Annotated in this window: 16 protein-coding genes and 2 tRNA genes; 8 read left to right on the top strand and 10 right to left on the bottom strand. The window is 36.5% G+C overall.

Features of this window, described 5'->3' with window-relative positions; translation table 11 throughout:
* Positions 1-463: 463 nt before the first annotated feature.
* The 5 genes from OM074_RS14880 (at position 464) to OM074_RS14860 (ending at position 3,190) form a co-directional block, all read left to right on the top strand.
* On the top strand, positions 464-1,594 hold the full coding sequence (locus tag OM074_RS14880; protein WP_301200826.1) for an acyloxyacyl hydrolase: 1,131 nt from the start codon (positions 464-466) through the stop codon (positions 1,592-1,594).
* A gap of 4 nt (positions 1,595-1,598) precedes the next feature.
* Positions 1,599-2,351 carry a GIN domain-containing protein gene (locus OM074_RS14875; protein ID WP_301200824.1) on the top strand — a complete coding sequence of 251 codons (753 nt, stop codon included), beginning with the start codon at positions 1,599-1,601 and terminating at the stop codon, positions 2,349-2,351.
* A gap of 189 nt (positions 2,352-2,540) precedes the next feature.
* Positions 2,541-2,613: transfer RNA gene (locus tag OM074_RS14870), tRNA-Met, on the top strand.
* A gap of 70 nt (positions 2,614-2,683) precedes the next feature.
* Positions 2,684-2,756: transfer RNA gene (locus tag OM074_RS14865), tRNA-Met, on the top strand.
* 104 nt (positions 2,757-2,860) lie between these two features.
* Positions 2,861-3,190 (top strand): hypothetical protein, encoded by a 330-nt coding sequence (locus OM074_RS14860; protein ID WP_301200822.1) that lies wholly within the window; start codon positions 2,861-2,863, stop codon positions 3,188-3,190.
* A gap of 7 nt (positions 3,191-3,197) precedes the next feature.
* Here the strand turns inward: OM074_RS14860 and OM074_RS14855 are convergent, their stop codons facing one another.
* From OM074_RS14855 to pip, 3 genes are all read right to left on the bottom strand, one after another.
* The gene (locus OM074_RS14855; protein WP_301200820.1) at positions 3,198-3,656 is read right to left on the bottom strand and encodes a YehS family protein; all 459 of its coding nucleotides are present in this window, start codon (positions 3,654-3,656) and stop codon (positions 3,198-3,200) included.
* A 56-nt stretch (positions 3,657-3,712) separates the two neighbouring features.
* The gene (locus tag OM074_RS14850; RefSeq protein WP_301200818.1) at positions 3,713-4,336 is read right to left on the bottom strand and encodes a hypothetical protein; all 624 of its coding nucleotides are present in this window, start codon (positions 4,334-4,336) and stop codon (positions 3,713-3,715) included.
* A gap of 117 nt (positions 4,337-4,453) precedes the next feature.
* Positions 4,454-5,530, bottom strand: a complete 1,077-nt coding sequence (pip, locus tag OM074_RS14845) for a prolyl aminopeptidase (protein ID WP_301200816.1) — start codon at positions 5,528-5,530, stop codon at positions 4,454-4,456.
* A 141-nt stretch (positions 5,531-5,671) separates the two neighbouring features.
* On the opposite strand from pip, the gene OM074_RS14840 reads away from it, so the two are divergent.
* Positions 5,672-7,174: an NAD(P)H-dependent oxidoreductase gene (locus OM074_RS14840; RefSeq protein WP_301200814.1), complete on the top strand. Its 1,503-nt coding sequence runs from the start codon at positions 5,672-5,674 to the stop codon at positions 7,172-7,174.
* 351 nt (positions 7,175-7,525) lie between these two features.
* On the opposite strand, the gene OM074_RS14835 is transcribed toward OM074_RS14840, so the two are convergent.
* The 5 genes from OM074_RS14835 to OM074_RS14815 form a co-directional block, all read right to left on the bottom strand.
* Entirely contained in the window at positions 7,526-8,995 is a 1,470-nt protein-coding gene (locus tag OM074_RS14835; protein ID WP_301200812.1) for a TlpA family protein disulfide reductase, read from the bottom strand.
* Positions 8,996-9,129: 134 nt separating this feature from the next.
* Positions 9,130-10,500 carry a TIGR03790 family protein gene (locus OM074_RS14830; RefSeq protein WP_301200811.1) on the bottom strand — a complete coding sequence of 457 codons (1,371 nt, stop codon included), beginning with the start codon at positions 10,498-10,500 and terminating at the stop codon, positions 9,130-9,132.
* A gap of 65 nt (positions 10,501-10,565) precedes the next feature.
* Entirely contained in the window at positions 10,566-12,071 is a 1,506-nt protein-coding gene (locus tag OM074_RS14825; protein WP_301200809.1) for a thioredoxin-like domain-containing protein, read from the bottom strand.
* 362 nt (positions 12,072-12,433) lie between these two features.
* A complete protein-coding gene (locus tag OM074_RS14820; protein ID WP_301200807.1) occupies positions 12,434-13,060 on the bottom strand; it encodes a hypothetical protein in 627 nt (208 codons plus the stop codon).
* A gap of 182 nt (positions 13,061-13,242) precedes the next feature.
* Positions 13,243-14,085 (bottom strand): CPBP family intramembrane glutamic endopeptidase, encoded by an 843-nt coding sequence (locus OM074_RS14815; protein ID WP_301200805.1) that lies wholly within the window; start codon positions 14,083-14,085, stop codon positions 13,243-13,245.
* Positions 14,086-15,564: 1,479 nt separating this feature from the next.
* Between OM074_RS14815 and OM074_RS14810 the strand changes: the two genes are divergently transcribed.
* On the top strand, positions 15,565-16,317 hold the full coding sequence (locus tag OM074_RS14810; protein WP_301200803.1) for a DUF6261 family protein: 753 nt from the start codon (positions 15,565-15,567) through the stop codon (positions 16,315-16,317).
* A gap of 152 nt (positions 16,318-16,469) precedes the next feature.
* On the top strand, positions 16,470-17,321 hold the full coding sequence (locus tag OM074_RS14805) for an FKBP-type peptidyl-prolyl cis-trans isomerase (RefSeq protein ID WP_301200801.1): 852 nt from the start codon (positions 16,470-16,472) through the stop codon (positions 17,319-17,321).
* Between the two features lie 303 nt (positions 17,322-17,624).
* Here the strand turns inward: OM074_RS14805 and bglX are convergent, their stop codons facing one another.
* The gene (gene bglX, locus OM074_RS14800; RefSeq protein ID WP_301200799.1) at positions 17,625-19,892 is read right to left on the bottom strand and encodes a beta-glucosidase BglX; all 2,268 of its coding nucleotides are present in this window, start codon (positions 19,890-19,892) and stop codon (positions 17,625-17,627) included.
* Between the two features lie 192 nt (positions 19,893-20,084).
* Complete coding sequence (locus tag OM074_RS14795; RefSeq protein ID WP_301200797.1) at positions 20,085-20,888, bottom strand: glycoside hydrolase family 16 protein; 804 nt, start codon at positions 20,886-20,888, stop codon at positions 20,085-20,087.
* Positions 20,889-20,902: the final 14 nt, after the last annotated feature.

Here is a 20,902-nt window from a genome sequence, read left to right as displayed (position 1 = left end):
AGTAACCGACATCAACAACGTAGCTTGGGACCCACTTTTCTTTGATTTTGAAAAGACAGAATTGCAGCGAAGCGGAAATCATGAACTCCTTTAAAATAAGCTTTAGTGAACTAAAGCTGTTTGACCGCAGGGAGTTCTTTCTGTCTCAAAATAAAGAAAATAGTGGGTAAGTGAGTGTTGCAGTCGGCGGACTTTTTTGTTTACTTTTTTTGACTGTAGAATTATTGCCATAAGAGAGAGCAAAGCCAAGTTTACTTGAGCTATGCCGAACGATGCAATAATCTTGAAAGAAAAAAAAGTAAAAGCCTTTGCGGCTTGAGCAAATGAAAATTACTCCGAAAAAAAGAGGTTTTCTCTTAAAAGCAATTGCTCTGCCTATCGTTATATACAATTATTATGTATTTGGTTTTCAGAAAAAAAGATTCTTTTTTATCTTCGCCAACTAATTTAAACGTAACAAACATTGAGAACCAAATTTATTCTATTACCTGCCATGCTCCTGATATCCATGATTTCAAAAGGGCAAGTGGTTGATAACATAAACAAAGAATTTAAGCATCCCTATTTAACAACGCGCATCCACGGAGGATTAGTGGCTCCCCATCATTCATCCATGTTATATTTCGTTGAAGAGTTTGTTGGGGGAATCGAAGTAAATTATGGAAGAAGCCTGTTTTCAAAGGATTCGTGGGAAAGTTATTTTAATTATCCTGAAATTGGGGTAGGCTTATATTACGGAAGTTTTGGCAATAAAGATATTTATGGATCCGGCATCGCTGTTTTTCCTTATATAAACCATGTAATGAAACGTACGCCTCGCTTTACCTTGCAGAACAAGGTGGCGTTAGGACTGGGATATGCCACCAAACCGTATGACCGAAAAAGTAACCCATACAATTCTGTAGTGAGCACACACTTTAATGCCTATATCGGTTTAGCATTTGTCGCAGATTATCGAATCCAGGAAAGGTTTTCGTTAAACTTCACAACTTCGTTAACACACTTTTCAAATGGGGCAACAAAAAAACCCAATCACGGAATCAATACATTAACCTCCAGCATTGGAGCCAAATATCATTTCAACCCCAACCCTACACCACAGTATCATAAAATAAAAGCTCCCAAAAGCAACCAGCAGGAAATGATGATTATTGGCAGTCTCGGAAGGAGTCAGAGCGCCAATTACAACAATAATAAATACTGGAATGCAGGAATTAACATTAACTACCTGTGGCATCTGACAGAAAAAAAAGCAATAGGGATTGGATATGACCAAATCTATTCAGAGAGCATTCCTTTTACCTGGATCGATTTTAACCAGGATCAGTCACAAACAACATTTAGTACTTCAGATTATTTAGTGAGCAGTGTATTTGCCTCATACAATGTATTTTTGGGCAAAACCATCATATTTTTAAACCTGGGGGCCTATATACATACCGGTATAAAACCAAGCCAGCCAATCTATCCCCGCCTGGGAATACGCCAGATGCTAACCAATAACCTGTTGGCAAGTTTCGGGGTTAAAGCCAGTTTCTTTTCGTCTGAATTTTTAGAATTTGGATTAGGTTATCGTTTTAATACTAAAAACTAACATTATGAGAAAAAGTAACATCGCCATTATTTTCATATCTATCATATTATTTGTGTCGTGTGACTACATTGAAATATTAACAGCCAAAGGCAACATAGAACAAAAACAGATCAATACAGGTTCGATAAAGCAAGTTGTTGTTGATGCATCCTGTAAGCTGATATTAACAAATGAGCAGGATGAAACCATAAATATTGAAGGGGTTGATTATTTAGTGGAGGGGTTTTCATTTACAAACAACGATGGGGTGTTAAAAATTGATCATGAGCACCACCTGTTACAAAAAAGCAAGCTGGTTCAAGTGAGGATTCCTGCGCAATTACTAAATAGGATCACAGTAAATACCCCTGCCCAGGTATTAAGCGAGGAAACTATTCATTTACAAAACCTGTCATTGGTTTTTAACGGCAGGGCACAATATTCTGAAGCCTGGCTCAAAATAGATTGCAACAAACTGCATTTGGCAGCTTATGGTTACGACAATATGGGTACATTTGAGTTTTCGGGCAAAGCAGCTGAAGCCTCTTTTGTGCTGGAGGGCACCATCCTTGTAGAGGCATTAAAACTTGAGTGCAACAAAGTAAATGTTACCCATAAATCAATTGACGACTGTATGGTGAACGTTAAAGACAGGTTAGATGTAAAAAGCTATTCTGCAGGAAACACGTACTACTATGGAAGCCCGGAAATATTGTTTGAGCATTTCGACTTACCTGATATGGAAAGTTCAGGAGGGGTAATAAAACTTGAAGAATAGTATTGTTTTATAAAATAATATCCGGCAACACAAACCATACAATCCCAAGGACAGCAAGGGGTTGCCACAAACCACAACTTACGTTTCAGCACAAACAATAAAAATAATCCTATTTTTGTTTGGTAAAAGAAAAATAAGGTCATATATTTGCAACCGCAAAAAAGAAAACTAATACAGTTTAAGATATATTGCGGGATGGAGCAGTTGGTAGCTCGTTGGGCTCATAACCCAAAGGTCGTCAGTTCGAGTCTGGCTCCCGCTACTACACCGAAAGAAAAGTCTTTCGGTTTTTTCTGAAACAAGTTTGTGCAAATGCGCAGTTAAAAATATACTGCGGGGTGGAGCAGTTGGTAGCTCGTTGGGCTCATAACCCAAAGGTCGTCAGTTCGAGTCTGGCCCCCGCTACAAAGAGAAAGGTTGGTAATTGAGATTATCAACCTTTTTTAGTTGATGTAAATAATAACACCAACCTTAAGCAAAAAATAAAAATGAGAAGAAAAAAACAATTCATGGCAAAAAATTTTTTATTTGCCATTACAATTTCGGCTTTATTAAGTAGTTTTTCTGCCGGAAATAGTCAAATAATCAAAGACGAAAAAAAGATTACCACTGAAATTAAACCGGGTAAGAAAAAAGCCACATTAATTTTATCTGATGGGAGAAGAATTGAGCTTGAGGCAAACCGCGACACCATCTTGCAATCTAACGTTTCAGGGATAAACATTAAAATTGACTCAACCGGAATCAACTATATAGAATGTACCCAAAAGCCCGAGAATAAAAAAACATTATCCCCTTCCTCTCCCTTATCGAAAAAGAAGAGGGTGAACCTCAATTAATATAAAACTATGGGCGATATTTGGCACGCAGTCCGAAAATAAATTTCCTAAGTATTTGATCCTTACAAACCCTATAATGGTTATGACCCGGCTTACGGAAAAAGGCACTCAGCTCATGTTTACTAATCTTAAAATCAATCAGGGATAATATTTCAATCAAATCTTCATCTTTAAGCTGAAGGGCAATCTTTAGCTTTCGCATGATCTGGTTATTGTTTAACCTTTTCTCATTTACAGCCGGAGATCCATCCTGAGCCCCCCTGTTTAAAACAATCAACCCATTTAAAAACGCCGATAAATTTTCATCCACAATGGTTTTATACGATTCATGATCCTCTTTCTTCAACCAGTCGCTTATCTGGGCTCTGGTAACCGCCTTATTCCCCAATGAAAACAACTTCATCATTTTATTGTCGTCAAAATCGAATATATACCTTAGGTTCCTGAATACATCGTTGTTATTCATAATTGATCAGTTTTTAAATCTCAAAATATAAGTATCAGACTATTTTTGGCATTTAGCTATTGAAGCAGTCCTCCTGTTGAAACCACATAATATACCAGCGGAATCAAGACCAAAACACCCACAAGCAAAGGCACCCATACATTCCTGTTTCTGAACTTCATATTGACAGGCACCTGTTTATTCCAGATAAAGAACTCCAATACATTCATCCCAATCAGGCTAACAATAAGGGTAAGCCCTGTTACCTGAATATTGAATTTGTAGAAAATAGTCCCCTGAACAATTGAATAAGCCAAACCCGCTAAAACAGTTTGCCTTGCCATTTTTTCTTTATGCAGTCGCGACAGGTTCATGGCCATTAAAATTGAACCGGCAAACACTGAGAAAAGCACTCCGAATATCCTGATAAACCTGGGGTGGTAAATTACTGGAATATTATTTTCATTTACATCAGGCTCCGCATCCTCAACGTCAACTATACCTTTCTGTTCCAGAAAAAACACCTCCATCTCATATATTACATCACTCAAGTCTTCCCGAGTCTCCCCCCTCTTAAGCAATTCCCTTGCCGCTGCCAAAACAGCTCCTTCCTGAAACCTGTCTTTCTCATCAACATATTTATAAAGTTCGGCAACGGTTTTACTCAACATCTTATCTGAGTATTCATATTCCAGTATCATAAATCCAAAATTTTCACAAGAATACAACTATTTTTCTGGACTAAAAAGCAAGTACATAACAATTGCACCCCACTCTCATTGTTAACATCCACGAACCATTAATTAATCCATACATTACTATTCCAACACTCCAAGTTCTTTCATTGTCAATACCAATTCCTCAGCTATTGGCTCTTCAAACATACTGTGCCCGGCACCTTCAACAATTGTTAATTTTGAACCAGGCATACTTTTATGCAATTTATATGCTATCAGGGGAGGACAAATCATATCGTAACGCCCATGAACAATGAAAATCGGAACATCTGGTATATTACCAATATTCTTTAACAACTGACCTTCTTCAAGAAAACAACCATTTGCATAATAATAAAATGAGACCAGTTGCATGGTATAAATCTGCCGGAAGTTAGCTTCAGAATCATTGTAAGTATCAATTACATTCTCATTGACATATATTCCTGAGGCCATAGCACCAATCTTATTAAATTGTTTCATATACAAACTCCTCTGCTCTTCATCTTCATATTGAAACAGTTTAAAAATATCTGAGTCATTCAACCCATAAGTGGAATCAGGAAATGATTCAATAAATTGCTGCACCAACTCAGGAAAATGATTCGAGAGCGTTGAGTAAAAATATTGCTCTTCTGCCCGTGTTACCAGAAAAATACCACGCAATACCATTGCTTTGATATTCTCGGGATAATTCTCTGCATATGCCAGGCTAAGTGTGGATCCCCATGACCCTCCAAATAAAATTATTTTATCAAGACCTAGCTTTACCCTTAACCTTTCTATATCCTCAACCAGAGCCTGCGTATTGTTGTCTTTCAACTCTGCATTGGGCATAGATTTTCCACAACCGCGCTGATCGTGCAAAACAATCAAATACTTTTGCGGATTAAAAAACTGTCGCATTTTTGGGGAACATGCCCCACCTGGCCCTCCATGAATAACAAACACAGGTATTCCATCCGGGTTGCCACTCAACTCATAATATATTTCATGCATGTCAGATACTTTAATGTATCCCGTTTGAAAAGGTTCAATTTCCGGCCAAAGCAATGTTTCATTAATTACATTATCTCTTTTTGAACATTCAAAAACTAAAGAAACGGATATAATGGCCAACAAAACTCTTATATAAAAACGCTTTGGGTTACTACAATAATTATTTCGTTTCAGTTTCATTTCCATAAGTATTAAGATTGAATTAAACATTTATGTAATTTCCACATTTTTAATAAGAATATCCAGTTGCCTGTTTTTAGCAATAAAATACTTATGGCTTTTTAAACGCGATATTGTTATATTTAACTAAAACAGAAAATAATGGAGAACCTGGAACGTTTTACTACACTAATTTACGGCTTACTATCTGCAATGGCCATACTGCCTCCCTTATTTAAAACAAAACCTTTTACATATTATCTCACACAAAAAAAATACCCGTCACCTATTACATCAGGACAACAGTTTTTACGGATCAACAACATCATGTCCTTTATATGGGGCGGATTGTTCTTGCTGGCCATAGGGTTACAATCATTAACCTATCACAGTAACGAAATAACCAATGCCATTTTTTCAGCGGCTGTACCTATACTTCTTTTTATCATAGTCGGGATACCGTTAACCAAACACCTGCCATCACGGTTAACCCAAATTATTGGAGGTTCAAGCATTAGGTTTAACTCGCTCCAGGAGATGTTTACCTGTATGCCTTATGGATTAAATAAAAAAGCTGCCGGAAACACCAATGCTGTCATTCAGTTTTTCTTAACCGGAAAAGAGCCCATCACAGGTTATCTTACAATAAAAAATAAAACCTGTACATACACCCATGGAGAATATGCAAACCCAACATCTACCATAAAAAGCGATTCGGAGTTATGGTTGAAAATATCGAACCAGGAAACTGACAGGTCTAAAGAGTTTTTAAACAATAATTTTGAAATAGAAGGTAACGCAGGCATTTTATTAAAACTCCACGACATGTTTTCTCCTCCCCAAAAAACAGAACCGGACGAATGGGTGTTTCTCGACTATGAATACAAAAGCATGACAAACAAAAAGATTGAGAATATTGTTGTTTTTGATGGCGGAGCAAGGAGTTCGGGCTATAGCAAAACATCTTTTATGGTAAGCAACTTTTTAAAAGGAGCCCAAAGTGCCGGAGCAAAAACAGAGTACTTTAAACTGAACCAATACAAAATAGAAAAATGTGTTGGTTGCTACCATTGCTGGACCAAAAGCCCTGGCAAATGCATATTTAATGATGACATGACCTTGCTTAGAGAAAAATACAGAAATGCCGATTTGTTGATATTTGCCTCTCCCCTATACGTCTACAGTGTTACTGGAATCATGAAATCGTTTATGGATAGGTTATTACCGGAACTGATGCCATATATGAAGAAAGCACACAATGGGCTAACCTTTCACCCCCGACGTTTCACCAATAACAAAAAGCAGGGTTTTGTTATTTTTAGTGCTGCTGGTTTTCCTGAAACAGCCCAAAATTTTGAGGGATTAACCAGTCTGTTTCGATGCATGGATTCACATCATGAAAACTCTTGCCTGATGGGCGAATTTTTACTTCCTGCCGCAGAACTAATAACACACTCCGTTTATGCCGAAAGAAAAAACACAGTAGCTGAGATATGCTATCAGGCAGGAATTCAGATTATAAAAGAAGGATATATTAATAAAAAAAGTATGCTTGAAATACAAAAACCAATGGTATCAAAAGAAACTTTCCATCACCAGGCAAATGTTTTTTGGGAGATTATGGAAAATAAACAAACCTACTTTAACGGGACTCCTAAATTATAAGTTTAAGATCATAACTAAAACATCAGTAAACTCAGCAATCTGCACAGCGATACGAGACAATACACGAGCTCGAAGCTTATATCTTGCTTTTTTAAAAACTGGCGCTCCATCGTAAAATGGGATTCCGCATTTTTTAATGTTGTAATACGTTTTCTCCATTGACAATTAAATTACAAAAACAGGGTGTTTCAAAAGAGTTTCAGTCACAAGATCACTTTAGTATTACCCCAGAGACAATAAGATACAAATATTCACCGTCTCTATATTTTATTTGCAACTCTTTGCCTCTGTGGTAAAACTATTCTATAAATAATGCTCCAGCTTGCCTAAGCCTACATTTAAATAATTACATTATCCTTCAGCAGCGGCCAACTCTTTTAGTGTTTTCTCCAGTTTCGATTCTGCATTCTCCACTACACGCCACGGCCTGTCGGCATTAAAATCCACCAATTGCCCTTGTTTATCAAATATCATATAGCAAGGCACCCAGGCTATCTCCATAAATTTCAGCATCCTGGATGTTCCCCACTGGTAGTTAACCATCCTGTATTGGTTTTCTGTAGTAAAGGTTTTTTCAAATATATTCTGCCAAAGCTCTTTACCAGGCCTGTCCTGAGATATATAAACAAATTCAATTGGCAGGTCTGATAGTTTTTCTTTCAGCTTTTTTGAATTTGGCATGGCAGCAATACATGGGCCACAGCCTAAACTCCAGATGTCAAGATAAACCACTTTCCCTTTGTATTTCTCCATCATTTCACCAAATGTCAATGCCACTTCACCAGTATCTTTCAATTGGGTTAACGAGAACTCAGTATGTAATGGCTGTCCTATTAAGGCTCGTTTTTCTCTATACTTATTCAGGCCTGCATCAAACGCTTCCTGTGCCAACAAATCCTTTTCTATCTCGTTGAATTTTTTAATGGCAACCGAATCGTACCTGTCTTGAGAAAATCCAGAGATGATATAACTGGTTAAAACATACTCCCTTGTTTTTCCCGACAAAGAATCAAACAATATGGTATAAATAGCATTATCCCAATTTTTTGTTGAATCAATCTTAGCTAATTCCCTGGCCTTTGAATAAATACCATTTCTTAGATTGCTCACATAGTCTGTACATATCACTTTTGAGTCATCCACATAAGTAGAAAAATAATTTGCCAACTCATATTCTTTAGGCAGTTCCAGCGAATCCTTGTTCAGCTTGTTTTTATAGGCATACCTCCTGGGGTATCCTTGAATCAGGTTATTATAAATTACCTGTGTTTCTATTTTATAAAGCTCAACAAACTGCGCATCAAGCTCTACCGTATCCGTATAGCCCTCCAGATATGCAAGCCTTCTTTGTTTAAAATCTGTCATCTCCTTTACAAAATCCTTGGGATGGAGTTTGCCATTATTCGATTCTCTATAATAGGATCGATCCCAGAGTCCTGCCCTTTCGTTTTTGTATAAAAAGTTGTTTTTGGCAGCCCCCTTTCCCTGGTAGCTGATGGTGTCTCCATCAACCTTTATAAAAAGGTCATCTCCGGGAAGCAAGCAAATATCATGATAAAACCTTCCTACAGTTATTCGTCCTGAAGTAATTCGCTGTATAGGAATGGTTATGGCAAAATTAGAATTACTGTCAATATCGGCAGCATAATATTCGCCCTTCCTGGTAATCGGGTTATCCACCAGCCAGTCAAACTTCACCTGTTTGGCATCGCCTGATAAAACTTTTCCTTTTATGGTTACGGTATGGGTTTCTTGTTTGGGAGTACAAGAAGCAACAAACAAAAGGGTTAGCAACATTAAAGCTAAAATGTGATTTTTCATTTGGTAATTTTTAATAGGTTAATATATTGATTAATGGTTATCGGTATTTACATTTCTGTCGGCAATCATCTATTATTATTACCGGTTGGCATAGATTTAGATCTTACAAATACTTTCTAATAACAAACACATTTTTATTTTACCAATACCCTTTTACTAACACCACCTTTAGCTGTTACAACCTTAATCAAATAAAGGCCTTTGCTGAGCATTGACAAATCAACTGAGCATTGATTTAATGAGTCGTAACTAATTTTTGATTTTAATAATTGCCCGGCTGTATTATAGACACTAACTGAATTAACCAGGGTATTTTCCACTTTTATAAAAACAACATCACTAACTGGATTAGGAAATATTTTTACACTACCACTTAAGTTCTCCTCTATAGTTGAAGCTTCAATATCTTCAACTATAATTGATGTTTTAGGATCCCCTATTAATACACTGATCCATGACAAATGCATAACTGCCTTATAATAACTTTCTGCCAAATTATATTGATTATCAGACCCCAAATAACTTTTGAAAAATTCTTTATTTAAGAAAGACGTTTGAATATATGGAATATAGACATACCCTATTCCTGCACCAACCCCTTCGTTAATTAAATCAGCAACCAAGAAAACGTTATTATCATTACTGCCCTTTTCAAATGTACAAGCTGAAAACATTCCTAATATCTCAGCAACAGATCCATCGCTCCAAGCATTATTAACTACTTTATTATAGTTTACAAGGTTTGCGCAACTATATAACAAAACGTTTTCTTGTTCCTGCAAAACATCAATATCTTTATCATATATTACCGGCCAACCATTATCCTCAAAGCAAGAAACTGTAGAATTCATTTTCATTTCAGCTGCTTCAAGATTATCTCCTTCATCTACATCATTAATATCAAAAACAGACAAAACACTAACCATGTCAACTTTAATATCAGGACCGCTTCTATCTATCAAACCTATAACATCTTCTTTGGTATAACCATCAAGTCTGCTAACCAAAAAAATATCAAACTCCTCCCTGGAAAAATTACAGTCCTTTAAAAAATATGGATTTTTCACAAAACTGGATTTTCCAATTTCATCTCTGGAACTACTACTTAAAAACGCACATAACTCTGATTCAAAAGCAGCACTGCTCAAGTAACTGGAAAAATCTTCTTCGTTAAGTTCCCCTACTTTAACTTTTAATGGAACACCTTTGGTTGTTACTAAATAATTAATTGAATTTGATAAACTTTTTGACAGCAAACAGGTTTCTATTTGACCTGCTATATCATTGAATGTTGCCAAATTGATCTCTTCATCAGTGGTCGAAGAAATATGAATCATGTTTTCATCAGGAATTTTTCTCTGTTCCTGAAAATATGCCCCAATTTCTAATGACACATTACTATTGTCATTTACTATTACAGCAACATCATTATAATTTACACCATTTTGGGCCAATCCCACAAGCGATAATAACATTAGTCCAGTCAGCAAAATTGTTATTCTCATTAGTTGTTGTAGAGTTTATATTACACGGAGTTTTAAAACGATATATACCATCTTCGAACTATCCCTTAATTCAACTGTTTTTCAATCAGCTCAATTAGTTCCTTCCCATTGCTTGGTCGGGGGGCTTTATTTCTCACAACCACCCCTTCTTTGTTGATCAGGGCATAATGGGGGATGCCTGTTATATTAAAAACCTGTCCCAGTTCGGCAAACTGTTTGTCGTTTAAGTGAAAATGCTCTCCCTCAATCTTTTTTTCTGCAATTGTACTTTTCCATGCACTCTCCTCACAACGGTTAGCGAGATAAATAAACACCACGTCTTCGCCTTCAAAGTGTTTTTTAATGTTTTTTGCATGAGGCATTTCACCCATACATGGACTACACCAAGGAGCCCAGAAATCTATATACAATACTTTACCCGGAAATTTTTCTTTCAGACTATTCAAGTAATTGTTTTCCGTAGCCAATTGGTTGATTTTTGAACCTGCTGCATACTGAGGATTTTCAAACAGGTCTTTCTCAATTTTAAATTTACTTTGCACCCGCTGCTTTAAGTATTCATCTTCAATTAACTCAGGGTAGTAAATGTTTTTAATCTTGTCGTAATACTTTGCTCCAAGCAACCTGTAATAAAACTTTGATATAAGTACATCTTTAATAAAGCCCGTTTCTACTGAGGGGTAATAACGCAAAAAGAATCCCATGCTCTTTTCAAAATCTGTATTATACAAGGCACGATAAACCTTTTGGCTATCCTGTGGAACGCACTGGTCTACGTACATGGTATATTCATGCAAAAAACTCAAATAGCTATTACTGCTCAGGCATTCCTTATTATCCTTGTCCCAGCCACTAAAAAAATCAAAATATTCACGAGGTATTGAACCCATAAACTCATCCATATCTTTTTGATTGTGCATTGGGTGCAACCACCTATACCGCATCAACTCATCCCATTTATCATACTCTAGTTTATGGTTTACCCAATTCCGAAACTGCGGACAAGTATTATTGGTTTTATTAAATTCTTCAACAATCCCTATCCGCTCTTTTGTTAACGCCTCAACGTAACTCCGGTATTCCAGCGGCGAAGCATTTTTAACCATTTCATCATGTTCATCCATATTATTAATGGAGTCGATAAAAAATGCCGTGTAAGCTGCCACATCATTATTCATTTTTTTTGAGGTGCCGGAAACTTTATAAAAACTGTATTCTTCGGCAAAGGAATTTGATGTTTTGCTCCAGCAATCGGCATTAATTTCAAAGTGCAAACTATCGCCCGGTGATATATGGTAAGTTAAAAGTCCGCTGTACTTTAAATAAAATGCGGTAGGGTAATCCAGATCAACTACAAACTTAAACTGCCCGTTCGGGTTTATTTTTTCAGAAAGTTTTATCTGTCCGGCAAGAATATCATCATAAAAAATCTCAATAATATTGTGATCCGACACTTTATCATAGTTAGAAACACAACCAGCTACAATGGCTTTTTTTGTTTGAGGGTTTTGGTTAGGGGTACAGGCTAAAAAAGCAAGTGCCGAGATAACATAAAGGATTATTCGTTTCATAGGATTAAGTTGTATTTAGTGTGTAACTCCGATAGCAAGGATTAAAAATTAGTTCTCATAACAAAGCGAGAACTAATGTAGTAAATTGACACATTATTTCAAACATATGATTTGGTTATTCTATTATTAGTTTCCTTTTGAATTCACTTGCTTCCTTTGATCGAACTCACTGTCATTAATAAGAAATGAATTGTCCGTTTTTATTGATTTAGTTATAATTTTTCATTTTCATCATATTTGCTACTTGTCAATTTATGAATGCTATCATGTGTTTTTTATTATTCATCAATGGTGAAAATCAGATTTCCATTTTCCGCATATTTTAGTGGCATGTCATAAAACATATTTATTGTTGTGGCCAATTATTTATCAATTTCTATTTTCTTTCCAAACTCAAGGTTCTTCAAACTCAGGCTAATAAAATAATATTCTTTGTCCTTATTGTTAAATTTTCTATCTCCGTTATGGTCTTTTTGCATTTTAATTAGAGCAAAATCTTTCTCGTTATAAATCTCAATGCTAACTGCGTTTTCATTATTTGGTGTTATAGGTTTTAAATTCTTACCAAACTTATCTGAGACATATAAAATTGAGGGATCTTCATTGTCAATTCTCCCGCTCTGATTAAAGTCAATGGTTTTTACAAAATAGAAGATCCATTCAGAACTAATATTTTTTTTATCAGCACTCATGTTATAGTAATATGAAGAATTACTTCTAAATCCTTGTATGAATGTATCTTTATCAAAGAGTTTGTGCGTAGAGTCATTCTCAAAGTTGTAAAAGATAATATTTGCATAGAAATTATTCCACAGTGCAATTTTACTTGATGAAAGTAAATCTGAATTATATCTAGTTGGAATCATAACTGTGGCTGTACTGTCAATTCCGATAGGTTCGACAAAATATCTTGGTAATTTTTTCGATCTCTGACCAAATGAATTTTGGATTGAACTTAATATAATAATTGCGCAAATAAGATGTTTCATGTTTTATAGGATTTAATTGCCCCAACGGACGGATTGGGCATATGAACCGTGCGGGGATTGAAATAGTACGACCTTTCTTTCATCGCACTTAGCCCAATGTTTTTACAGGGACTAAATTTAACAATAAATAGTTTCTTTAAAAACATTGGGCGGACTTATTGAAATAACCGCAACCTAGCGAATCACTGCGCCCCGCATGGTTTATGATGCCGTGTGTGTGGGGGGGCGTAACTATTATATATTATTTGTCCCTTTTTAAAATAGTAGATACTTATTGGTAAGAAAATCAAGGCTACTATATAGTTTGGCCAACCAGCTCCATTTTTACTTATAATCTTGAAATATGGCACAAAAAGCACTGATAAAGTAAAAACAACTAATGGATGCAAAATCATTGAAGAAAGCACGGATTTCGTTTTAATTCGAACATAAATTAAAACCGTACCAAGTTCAATGCAAAGAATCCAAAATAATAAATATTGATACCACTCTTTAAAAGGCATAAAAGGGAAATGCCATATTGCCCATATAGAATTTAATAGTATAATCATTTCAAGCCAAGATAGGGTCTTTAATTTTGAAAACAAGTATCCTCTCCATGCAAATTCCTCCGCAAATCCTGCGTGAATTAGAAGCAACATTAAATACAAAATCGACCCTGCCATTGGAGAAAACTGATAGTTAAAAAGAAAGAACAATTGATTACTTCTTTGAAATTCTGTATATCCAAGAATATATTGAATCAAAGTTGCGAGTAAAACAGAAAATATCATAACAATTATCGTGGCAAAGAAACTCCTCTTGTTTTGAATATTTTTTAAAGAAATCAAATTGAAAGAATCCTTTTTAATTACGAATATGAAAACTATTGATGCTAAAGTTGGTCCAAATAACCATAAATGATAAATCGGGTCAATATAACTTCCGAAATTAACTGAAGACCTAAATTTGAATATTAAAAAACTCAATCCAATTGAAAGAAGAAGCAAAAGAAATCCAGTTGTATAAATTTTTAAACGATTCATAAATCTATTTTTTTGGAATAAAAGCTTAAGTTATTTTATAGAGATTTTTTTATTATTTGAAGTTGTTAAAATCATCCTACCATGATATAAATTCTCGCGTTATTATGCCCGCCAACATTTCGCTAAACCCATTCACTTTACATATATTATATGCAAGGTTTAAAACCTCTGTAACTAATTGATTTAACGAACTTATATATATTTTGTATATATTGGGTTATAATTATTTTTGCATTTTGGCTTTATCGGTAAATAGTCATAATTGTTTGATTTCTTTTGTTATTTGCCAATCAAATATACTAATTTGTTCGTCTATTCAATAACGGCTGTCTTTAATTATTGATTGGTGATGATTAATTTCTAATGGTTTTTGATTCGTGTCGTTGAAGTCCTTCATTGGGTGTATCAGGTTTATTTTCTCTCAATGTAGCGTTTGATTAGGGCTGTCAGTTTTATTATCCTTCCAATGTAACGCTTCATTGTGTGCATCTGCATTTTTTATTGTGAATGTAGCGCTTTATTGGCTCTGTCAGTTTTTGATTTGTGTCATTGAAGGCTTTCATTTGGTCTGTCGGTTTTTATTTTCTCTCAATGTAGCGTTTGATTGGGGCTGTCAGTTTTATTATCCTTCCAATGTAACGCTTCATTGAGAACGTCAGTATTTTTTATTGTCAATGTAGCGCTTTATTGGCTCTGTCAGTTTTTGATTCGTGTCATTGAAGGCTTTCATTTGGTCTGTCGGTTTTTATTTTCTCTCAATGTAGCGTTTGATTGGGGCTATCAGTTTTATTTTTCTCCCAATGCAACGCTTCATTGGGTGCATCTGCATTTTTTTATTGTGAATGTAGTGCTTTATTGGCTCTGTCAGTTTTTGATTTGTGTCATTGAAGGCTTTCATTTGGTCTGTCGGTTTTTATTTTCTCTCAATATAGCGTTTGATTGGGGCTGTCAGTTATGTTTTTCTCCCAATGTAACGCTTCATTGGGTGCATCAGCATTTTTTATTGTGAATGTAGTGCTTTATTGGCTCTGTCAGTTTTTGATTCATGTCATTGAAGGCCTTCATTTGGGCTATCAGTTTTTATTTTCTCTCAATGTAGCGTTTGATTGGGGTTGTCAGTATTAATACTTTTTAACATTTGACTTTTTAATAAAAACAGCATGTCGCCACAAATCAACAGTTAACAGCACCTTACATCTCTTTCTATTTCTGATAACTACTAATAAAAACCAACAACTTATCATTTTGTCATTTAGTTTATCATTTGGCCTAAATCCATATGATTTTTACAATAACCTACAAACCTATATTTTTTTAATATTGACTAATTCAATATTGGTTATGATGATCAGGATTTTTTAATTGATAAACTTATGCATTTTTTAGACGAATGTGTTTTCTATTAAAAATCGCGATTTTTTGTAATCTCAAAATACATAGTACATTGCGGCCACAATAATTTTTTAAATCTTTTTTAACATGAACTTAAAACCAATTTATCACCACCTTTTAACCAGTGGTGAATTTTATGCTATGGTTAACGGAATTAAAACAGCTATTAAATCTTCAAATCTCTCTGAAGACAAAAAAAACCAACTTATCGCTAAAATCGATAACCATTTAAATGAGTTTGAAATAGCTATTAAAAGACAACAAAGCAGTCCGTTAACCATTGAAGTAAACCAGGCAGAGCAAACCCGCGACTTTCGATTTTTAGGTTTCAGAAACCTTATTGATTCTCAGTGTTACCATTGGCAGGAAGAAATTGCAGCATCGGCAAAGGTTATTTACAACATTATTAAACGGCATGGATGGTCGATGCATAACGAGGGTGATGCAAAACAAACTAGCCTAACTAAGTCGTTACTTGCCGAAATAAATCTTGAAATAAATCTTCCACACATTGAAACTACAGCATGTGGAGAGCATATTAACCAGGTAAGTATTGCACAAAAAGCTTTTGAGGAGATTTCTATAAAAAGGGATAACCTTGAGGGCAAGGAAAAGCCTTTGGTGATGAGCTCCAGAAAGGATTTGCACAAGGACTTTTGTTCTGTTATAAATGCATTGGAATATGAAGCTGAATTCAACCCCAATGAAAGTATAAAGGAATTAATTGACGGTATCAATCAAACAATCACAAACATTACTTCCACAGCCAAAGCTCGCAAAACAAGAAAAGAAAATGGTTCAATTGAGCTTGAACCTGAAGTAATAAATAATGAAGAATAATTTTAGGGGTGACTATGTTACTCACAGGGTGACTATTGGCATCATGCTAATAGTCACCCCGTGAGTATAAGTCACCCCTGTGAGTAACAAACGCAACCCTTACGTTTTTCACCAGTCATACACATCGAGTTTTTTACTAAAAAATAATAATTATGAAGAGAAGAATTTTATTGGTGTTTGGTGTGTTATTGGCCTTATCAAGTTGTATGGATGACTCAGATGATTATCCTACTATGGAAGAAACTATTGAGAGAGATGATAAAACTATTCAGGACTTTTTTACCACCAATAATATTGAAAACGCTATTGCTGATGAAAGTGGTGTGTACATTGATATTATTGAAGAAGGAGAAGGAGAAAGTCCTGAAGAAGGAGGTGTTGTGAGGGTATATTATAAGTATTATTCATTACCAAGCAATAAACTAGTAGCAGAAGTTGAAGATTTAACCAAATGGGAGTTGGAGAAAACACTTCAAGGCCTAAATATCGGTATCCCATATATGAAAGAAGGAGGAGTAGCCGATATCTATATCCCATGCAGATATGCCTTTTATGGCTCTACAAGTCCGCAGGCTAATTCTGTTTTAAGATTTAGAGTTACTTTAAACGATTACGCTGAAACAATTGAGGAAATGGATGATAAAATCATTCAAGAGTATTTTGTTGCGAATGAAATTACCAATGCCATTAAAGATGAGGAATCGGGCGTTTATATTCAGCATATTGCTGAAGGATCTGGAGAGGATTTTCCGGAAACAGATTCTAATATAACAGTAAAATATGAACTTTACACCATTCCTAATGATGAAGAAATTGAAAAAACGGATGAAGCAGTAACTTTTAATTTAGGTGGTCTTATCAAAGGATGGCAAGTTGGTATACCTTTAATGAAAAAAGGAGGAGAGGCCTATTTATATATCCCAAGCAGTCAGGCTTACAGAGGAACCTCAAATAAAATAGCCAATGAAGTTTTAAAATTTAAAATCGATTTGCTGGATTTTTAGCGTTATGGTCTAATACTCACAGGGTGACTATTAGCAAAATGCCAATAGTCACCCGGTGAGTATACAGACCCCTTCCCTGCGCTTTGCGCAGTACTTCCCCTTATCAAGGGGAAGATTGATTCTCAGGATGTAGTTTTACTCTTTTGCGCTCTTAGCGAGGCCACTTAGCGGCTTAGCAAGAAACAACTTGAAGTTATTAACCTAAACAAAACTAAGGAACCGATCTTTTTTGCATGATGCATATTAAGATCGGTTCCTAAATTCCTAATAGTCACCCTGTGAGTAATAAAAGCGCCCTAACCTCTACTTCAGCACAAAAGCTCCGGTTAATCCTTCTGCCGAACTGGTTCCTACCATAACATCAAACTCACCTGGTTCAACCATAAAGGTTCCTTCGCCATTGTAAAAACCAAGCTCTTTTTCGGTAAGCAAAAAGGTAACGGTTCTGGATTCTTTTCCTTTTAGCACAATCTTTTCAAAGCCTTTTAACTCTTTAACCGGACGCACAACCGCAGCAACCCTATCGCGGATATATAGCTGAACTACTTCCTCGCCTTCTACATTGCTCACATTGCTTACCTTAACCGACACCTTGATATTCTTTTGGTCAGCATCATCAATAACCAAATCACTGTATTCAAAATCGGAATAACTCAAGCCAAAACCAAAGGGGTACAACGGCGTATTTTCCTCATCGGTATAATGCGACCAGAACACATTATCCCCGGAATTTCCCGGGCGACCGGTATTAAAGTGGTTGTAATAGATAGGACATTGTCCCACACTGCGGGGAAAGCTCATTGGCAACTTACCGGATGGATTATACTGGCCAAACAACACATCGGCAATGGCATTACCCGATTGGGTACCCAGGTGCCAGGTTTCCATAATAGCAGGAACATGCTCAGCAGCCCATGGCAATGCCAGCGGACGGCCATTCATCAGCACCAAAACAATATTTTTATTAACCTTATAAACCTCTTCCAACAACTCCTGCTGCAATCCGGGCAATCCTATCCGTGTACGGCTTCGCCCTTCTCCTGAATGAAAACCATGCTCGCCCAATACCATTACTACCACCTCCGACTTTTTGGCCAACTTAACTGCTTCCTTAAAACCGCGTTTATCGGTGGTATTAATATCCAGTTCTGTTACAAAGCTAACCGGGTTGGTTACCAAATCCACTCCTTTGGCATAAGCAAAGTTCGAAGTATATTTTTTTAAACCTTCAATTACCGACACGGCCGTTTCATCGTCGGCACTAACCCTCCAGCTTCCCAGCGGACTGGTTTTATCATCGGCCAAATCTCCGATAACGGCAATTTTCTTTTGTGATTTTTTTAGTGGCAATACTTTTCCGTCGTTCTTTAACAAAACAATCGACTTGCGGGCCATATCCAATACTGCTTGCTGGTGGTCATTATGGCACACCAGTTCTTTTTCCCTAGCCTCATCGCAATATTTATATGGATCATCAAAAAGTCCCAGTTCATACTTCACCCGAAGAATCCGGCCTACAGCCTCATCAATAACCGACTCATTAACCTTACCTTCTTTAACCAGGTCGACCAAATATTCAACATAAGCATACGATTCCATATCCATATCCGAACCTGCATTGGCAGCATGCATGGCCGCCTCTTTTAGATCCCTGGCAAAACCATGGCTCACCATTTCGGCACCACTGGCCCAGTCTGAAATTACAAAACCCTTAAAGCCCCACATTCCTTTTAATACTTCGCGTTGCATAAAACTATTACCGGTAGACGGAATTCCGTTTACAATATTAAAAGCATTCATCACGGTTTTTACATCAGCCTCCACAACAGCCTTAAACGGCGGAAACACAATATTAAACAGCGTAGAAGTGCCCACATCAACGGTATTGTATTCCTTTCCGGCCTCAACAAAACCATAAGCTGCAAAGTGTTTGGCACAAGCTGCTATAGTATTATTTGCAGTAAGGTCATCACCCTGAAAACCTTTAACACGGGCCACGCCAATTTTGGCACCCAGGTAAGGATCTTCACCGGCACCCTCCATCACGCGTCCCCAACGGGCATCGCGGTAAATATCAACCATTGGGGCAAAAGTCCAGTTTACACCCATGGCCGAAGCTTCAACAGCAGCAACCCTGGCCGACTTTTCAATAGCTTTTAAATCCCAGCTGGCCGATTCACCCAAAGGGATTGGCGACAAAGTTTTTTGTCCGTGAATCACATCCAACCCAAATATCAGTGGAATTCCCAAACGGGTTTCCTCAACGGCAATTTTTTGCAGAGCCCTTACCTGTTCAACCCCTTTAATATTTAAAAAAGAGCCCACCATCCCGTTTTTCAGATGCTCATATTTTTTTTGCGCGTTCCCATCAGAAGGGGCCGGTCCTGTAGCATCGTAAAAACCATTGTACTGAACCATCTGTCCCACTTTTTCTTCTATGGTCATTTGGGTAAGCAATGCTTCCACTTTTTTATCAATAGCATCCTTATTCATATTTGAAGTACCCGGATTACAAGCGTTAAACACAAGAATAGATAGAATGGCGAAAAGCAACAATTTTGTTTTTTTCATTTTGAATAAAATTAGTTTTTAGATCAGAGGCAAGAGCTCCTTGCTCCAATTTATAATTTGCGATATTATTTGTGTATTTTTTTCCTTCTGCAATATCGTTTTTATGTTTTTAACCACGAAATTTTTGTACTTAATAACCTGAGTTCGATTAAAATTTTATGTCGAACTCAGGTTAATATAAAACCATTATAGCTATTTATCCATCTGGTACACCCTAACATACTCCACTTCCATCGACTGTGGAAAAATGGAATCATCCACACCATGCTTGCCACCCCAGTTTCCGCCAACAGCCACATTCAATAATAAATGAAAAGGGTGGTTGAAAGGCCATTCTTCGGTATTGTCCGATTTCTTTTTAAACGAAAACACTTTGTTATCATCCACAAAAAAATCGCATTTTGATTTTGTCCACTCCACAGCATAAGTGTAAAAAGCATCTTCCGCCTCAGGCAAATATACCGGCTGGGATTTCTGGGTCTGGTACATCCCATTATAGGCGCCCGTATGCACCGTAAAACAAACTGTATCCGGCTCATACCCCACATGCTCCATGATATCTATCTCACCACTATGGGGCCACTCCCCATACTTGTTTTCTGTTGGCAACATCCATATGGCAGGCCAAATCCCGGTACCTTTACTTACTTTGGCACGCACTTCCACTCTGCCATAAAGCCAGTCGCCCTTATGTTTTGTTGTTAACCTTGCAGAAGTATATTTAGCAGGAAAACCCTCTTCCTGAAGTGAAGTAATAATCAGTTTCCCATCATTTACCCAGGCATTTTCTTTTCTTTCTGAGGTATAATATTGCAGTTCATTGTTACCCCAACCCCAGGAATTGCCTACAGTATCATAATTCCACTTTAACCCATCGGGCAAACCAGTGTAGTCAAACTCATCACTCCACACCAATTTGTATTTATTTTTTTGATTACCACAACCACAGCCAGCAATAACCAGTATTGAAAAAATTAACAGCAACCACCTCATCATCTAAATTTTTAATA

Source organism: Plebeiibacterium marinum (assembly GCF_026013615.1).
Classification (GTDB): Bacteria; Bacteroidota; Bacteroidia; order Bacteroidales; family Marinilabiliaceae; genus Saccharicrinis; species Saccharicrinis marinus_A.
This window is presented reverse-complemented; position numbering and strand designations above follow the sequence as displayed.

Bases quoted from the DNA above. Each gene is read 5' to 3' on its own strand.
- OM074_RS14820 (WP_301200807.1), bottom strand. From the start codon at position 13,060: ATGAAACATCTTATTTGCGCAATTATTATATTAAGTTCAATCCAAAAT.
- OM074_RS14860 (WP_301200822.1), top strand. From the start codon at position 2,861: ATGGCAAAAAATTTTTTATTTGCCATTACAATTTCGGCTTTATTAAGT.
- OM074_RS14825 (WP_301200809.1), bottom strand. From the start codon at position 12,071: ATGAAACGAATAATCCTTTATGTTATCTCGGCACTTGCTTTTTTAGCC.
- OM074_RS14835 (WP_301200812.1), bottom strand. From the start codon at position 8,995: ATGAAAAATCACATTTTAGCTTTAATGTTGCTAACCCTTTTGTTTGTT.
- OM074_RS14810 (WP_301200803.1), top strand. From the start codon at position 15,565: ATGAACTTAAAACCAATTTATCACCACCTTTTAACCAGTGGTGAATTT.
- OM074_RS14805 (WP_301200801.1), top strand. From the start codon at position 16,470: ATGAAGAGAAGAATTTTATTGGTGTTTGGTGTGTTATTGGCCTTATCA.
- OM074_RS14815 (WP_301200805.1), bottom strand. From the start codon at position 14,085: ATGAATCGTTTAAAAATTTATACAACTGGATTTCTTTTGCTTCTTCTT.
- OM074_RS14795 (WP_301200797.1), bottom strand. From the start codon at position 20,888: ATGATGAGGTGGTTGCTGTTAATTTTTTCAATACTGGTTATTGCTGGC.
- pip (WP_301200816.1), bottom strand. From the start codon at position 5,530: ATGAAACTGAAACGAAATAATTATTGTAGTAACCCAAAGCGTTTTTAT.
- OM074_RS14830 (WP_301200811.1), bottom strand. From the start codon at position 10,500: ATGAGAATAACAATTTTGCTGACTGGACTAATGTTATTATCGCTTGTG.
- bglX (WP_301200799.1), bottom strand. From the start codon at position 19,892: ATGAAAAAAACAAAATTGTTGCTTTTCGCCATTCTATCTATTCTTGTG.
- OM074_RS14855 (WP_301200820.1), bottom strand. From the start codon at position 3,656: ATGAATAACAACGATGTATTCAGGAACCTAAGGTATATATTCGATTTT.
- OM074_RS14840 (WP_301200814.1), top strand. From the start codon at position 5,672: ATGGAGAACCTGGAACGTTTTACTACACTAATTTACGGCTTACTATCT.
- OM074_RS14850 (WP_301200818.1), bottom strand. From the start codon at position 4,336: ATGATACTGGAATATGAATACTCAGATAAGATGTTGAGTAAAACCGTT.
- OM074_RS14875 (WP_301200824.1), top strand. From the start codon at position 1,599: ATGAGAAAAAGTAACATCGCCATTATTTTCATATCTATCATATTATTT.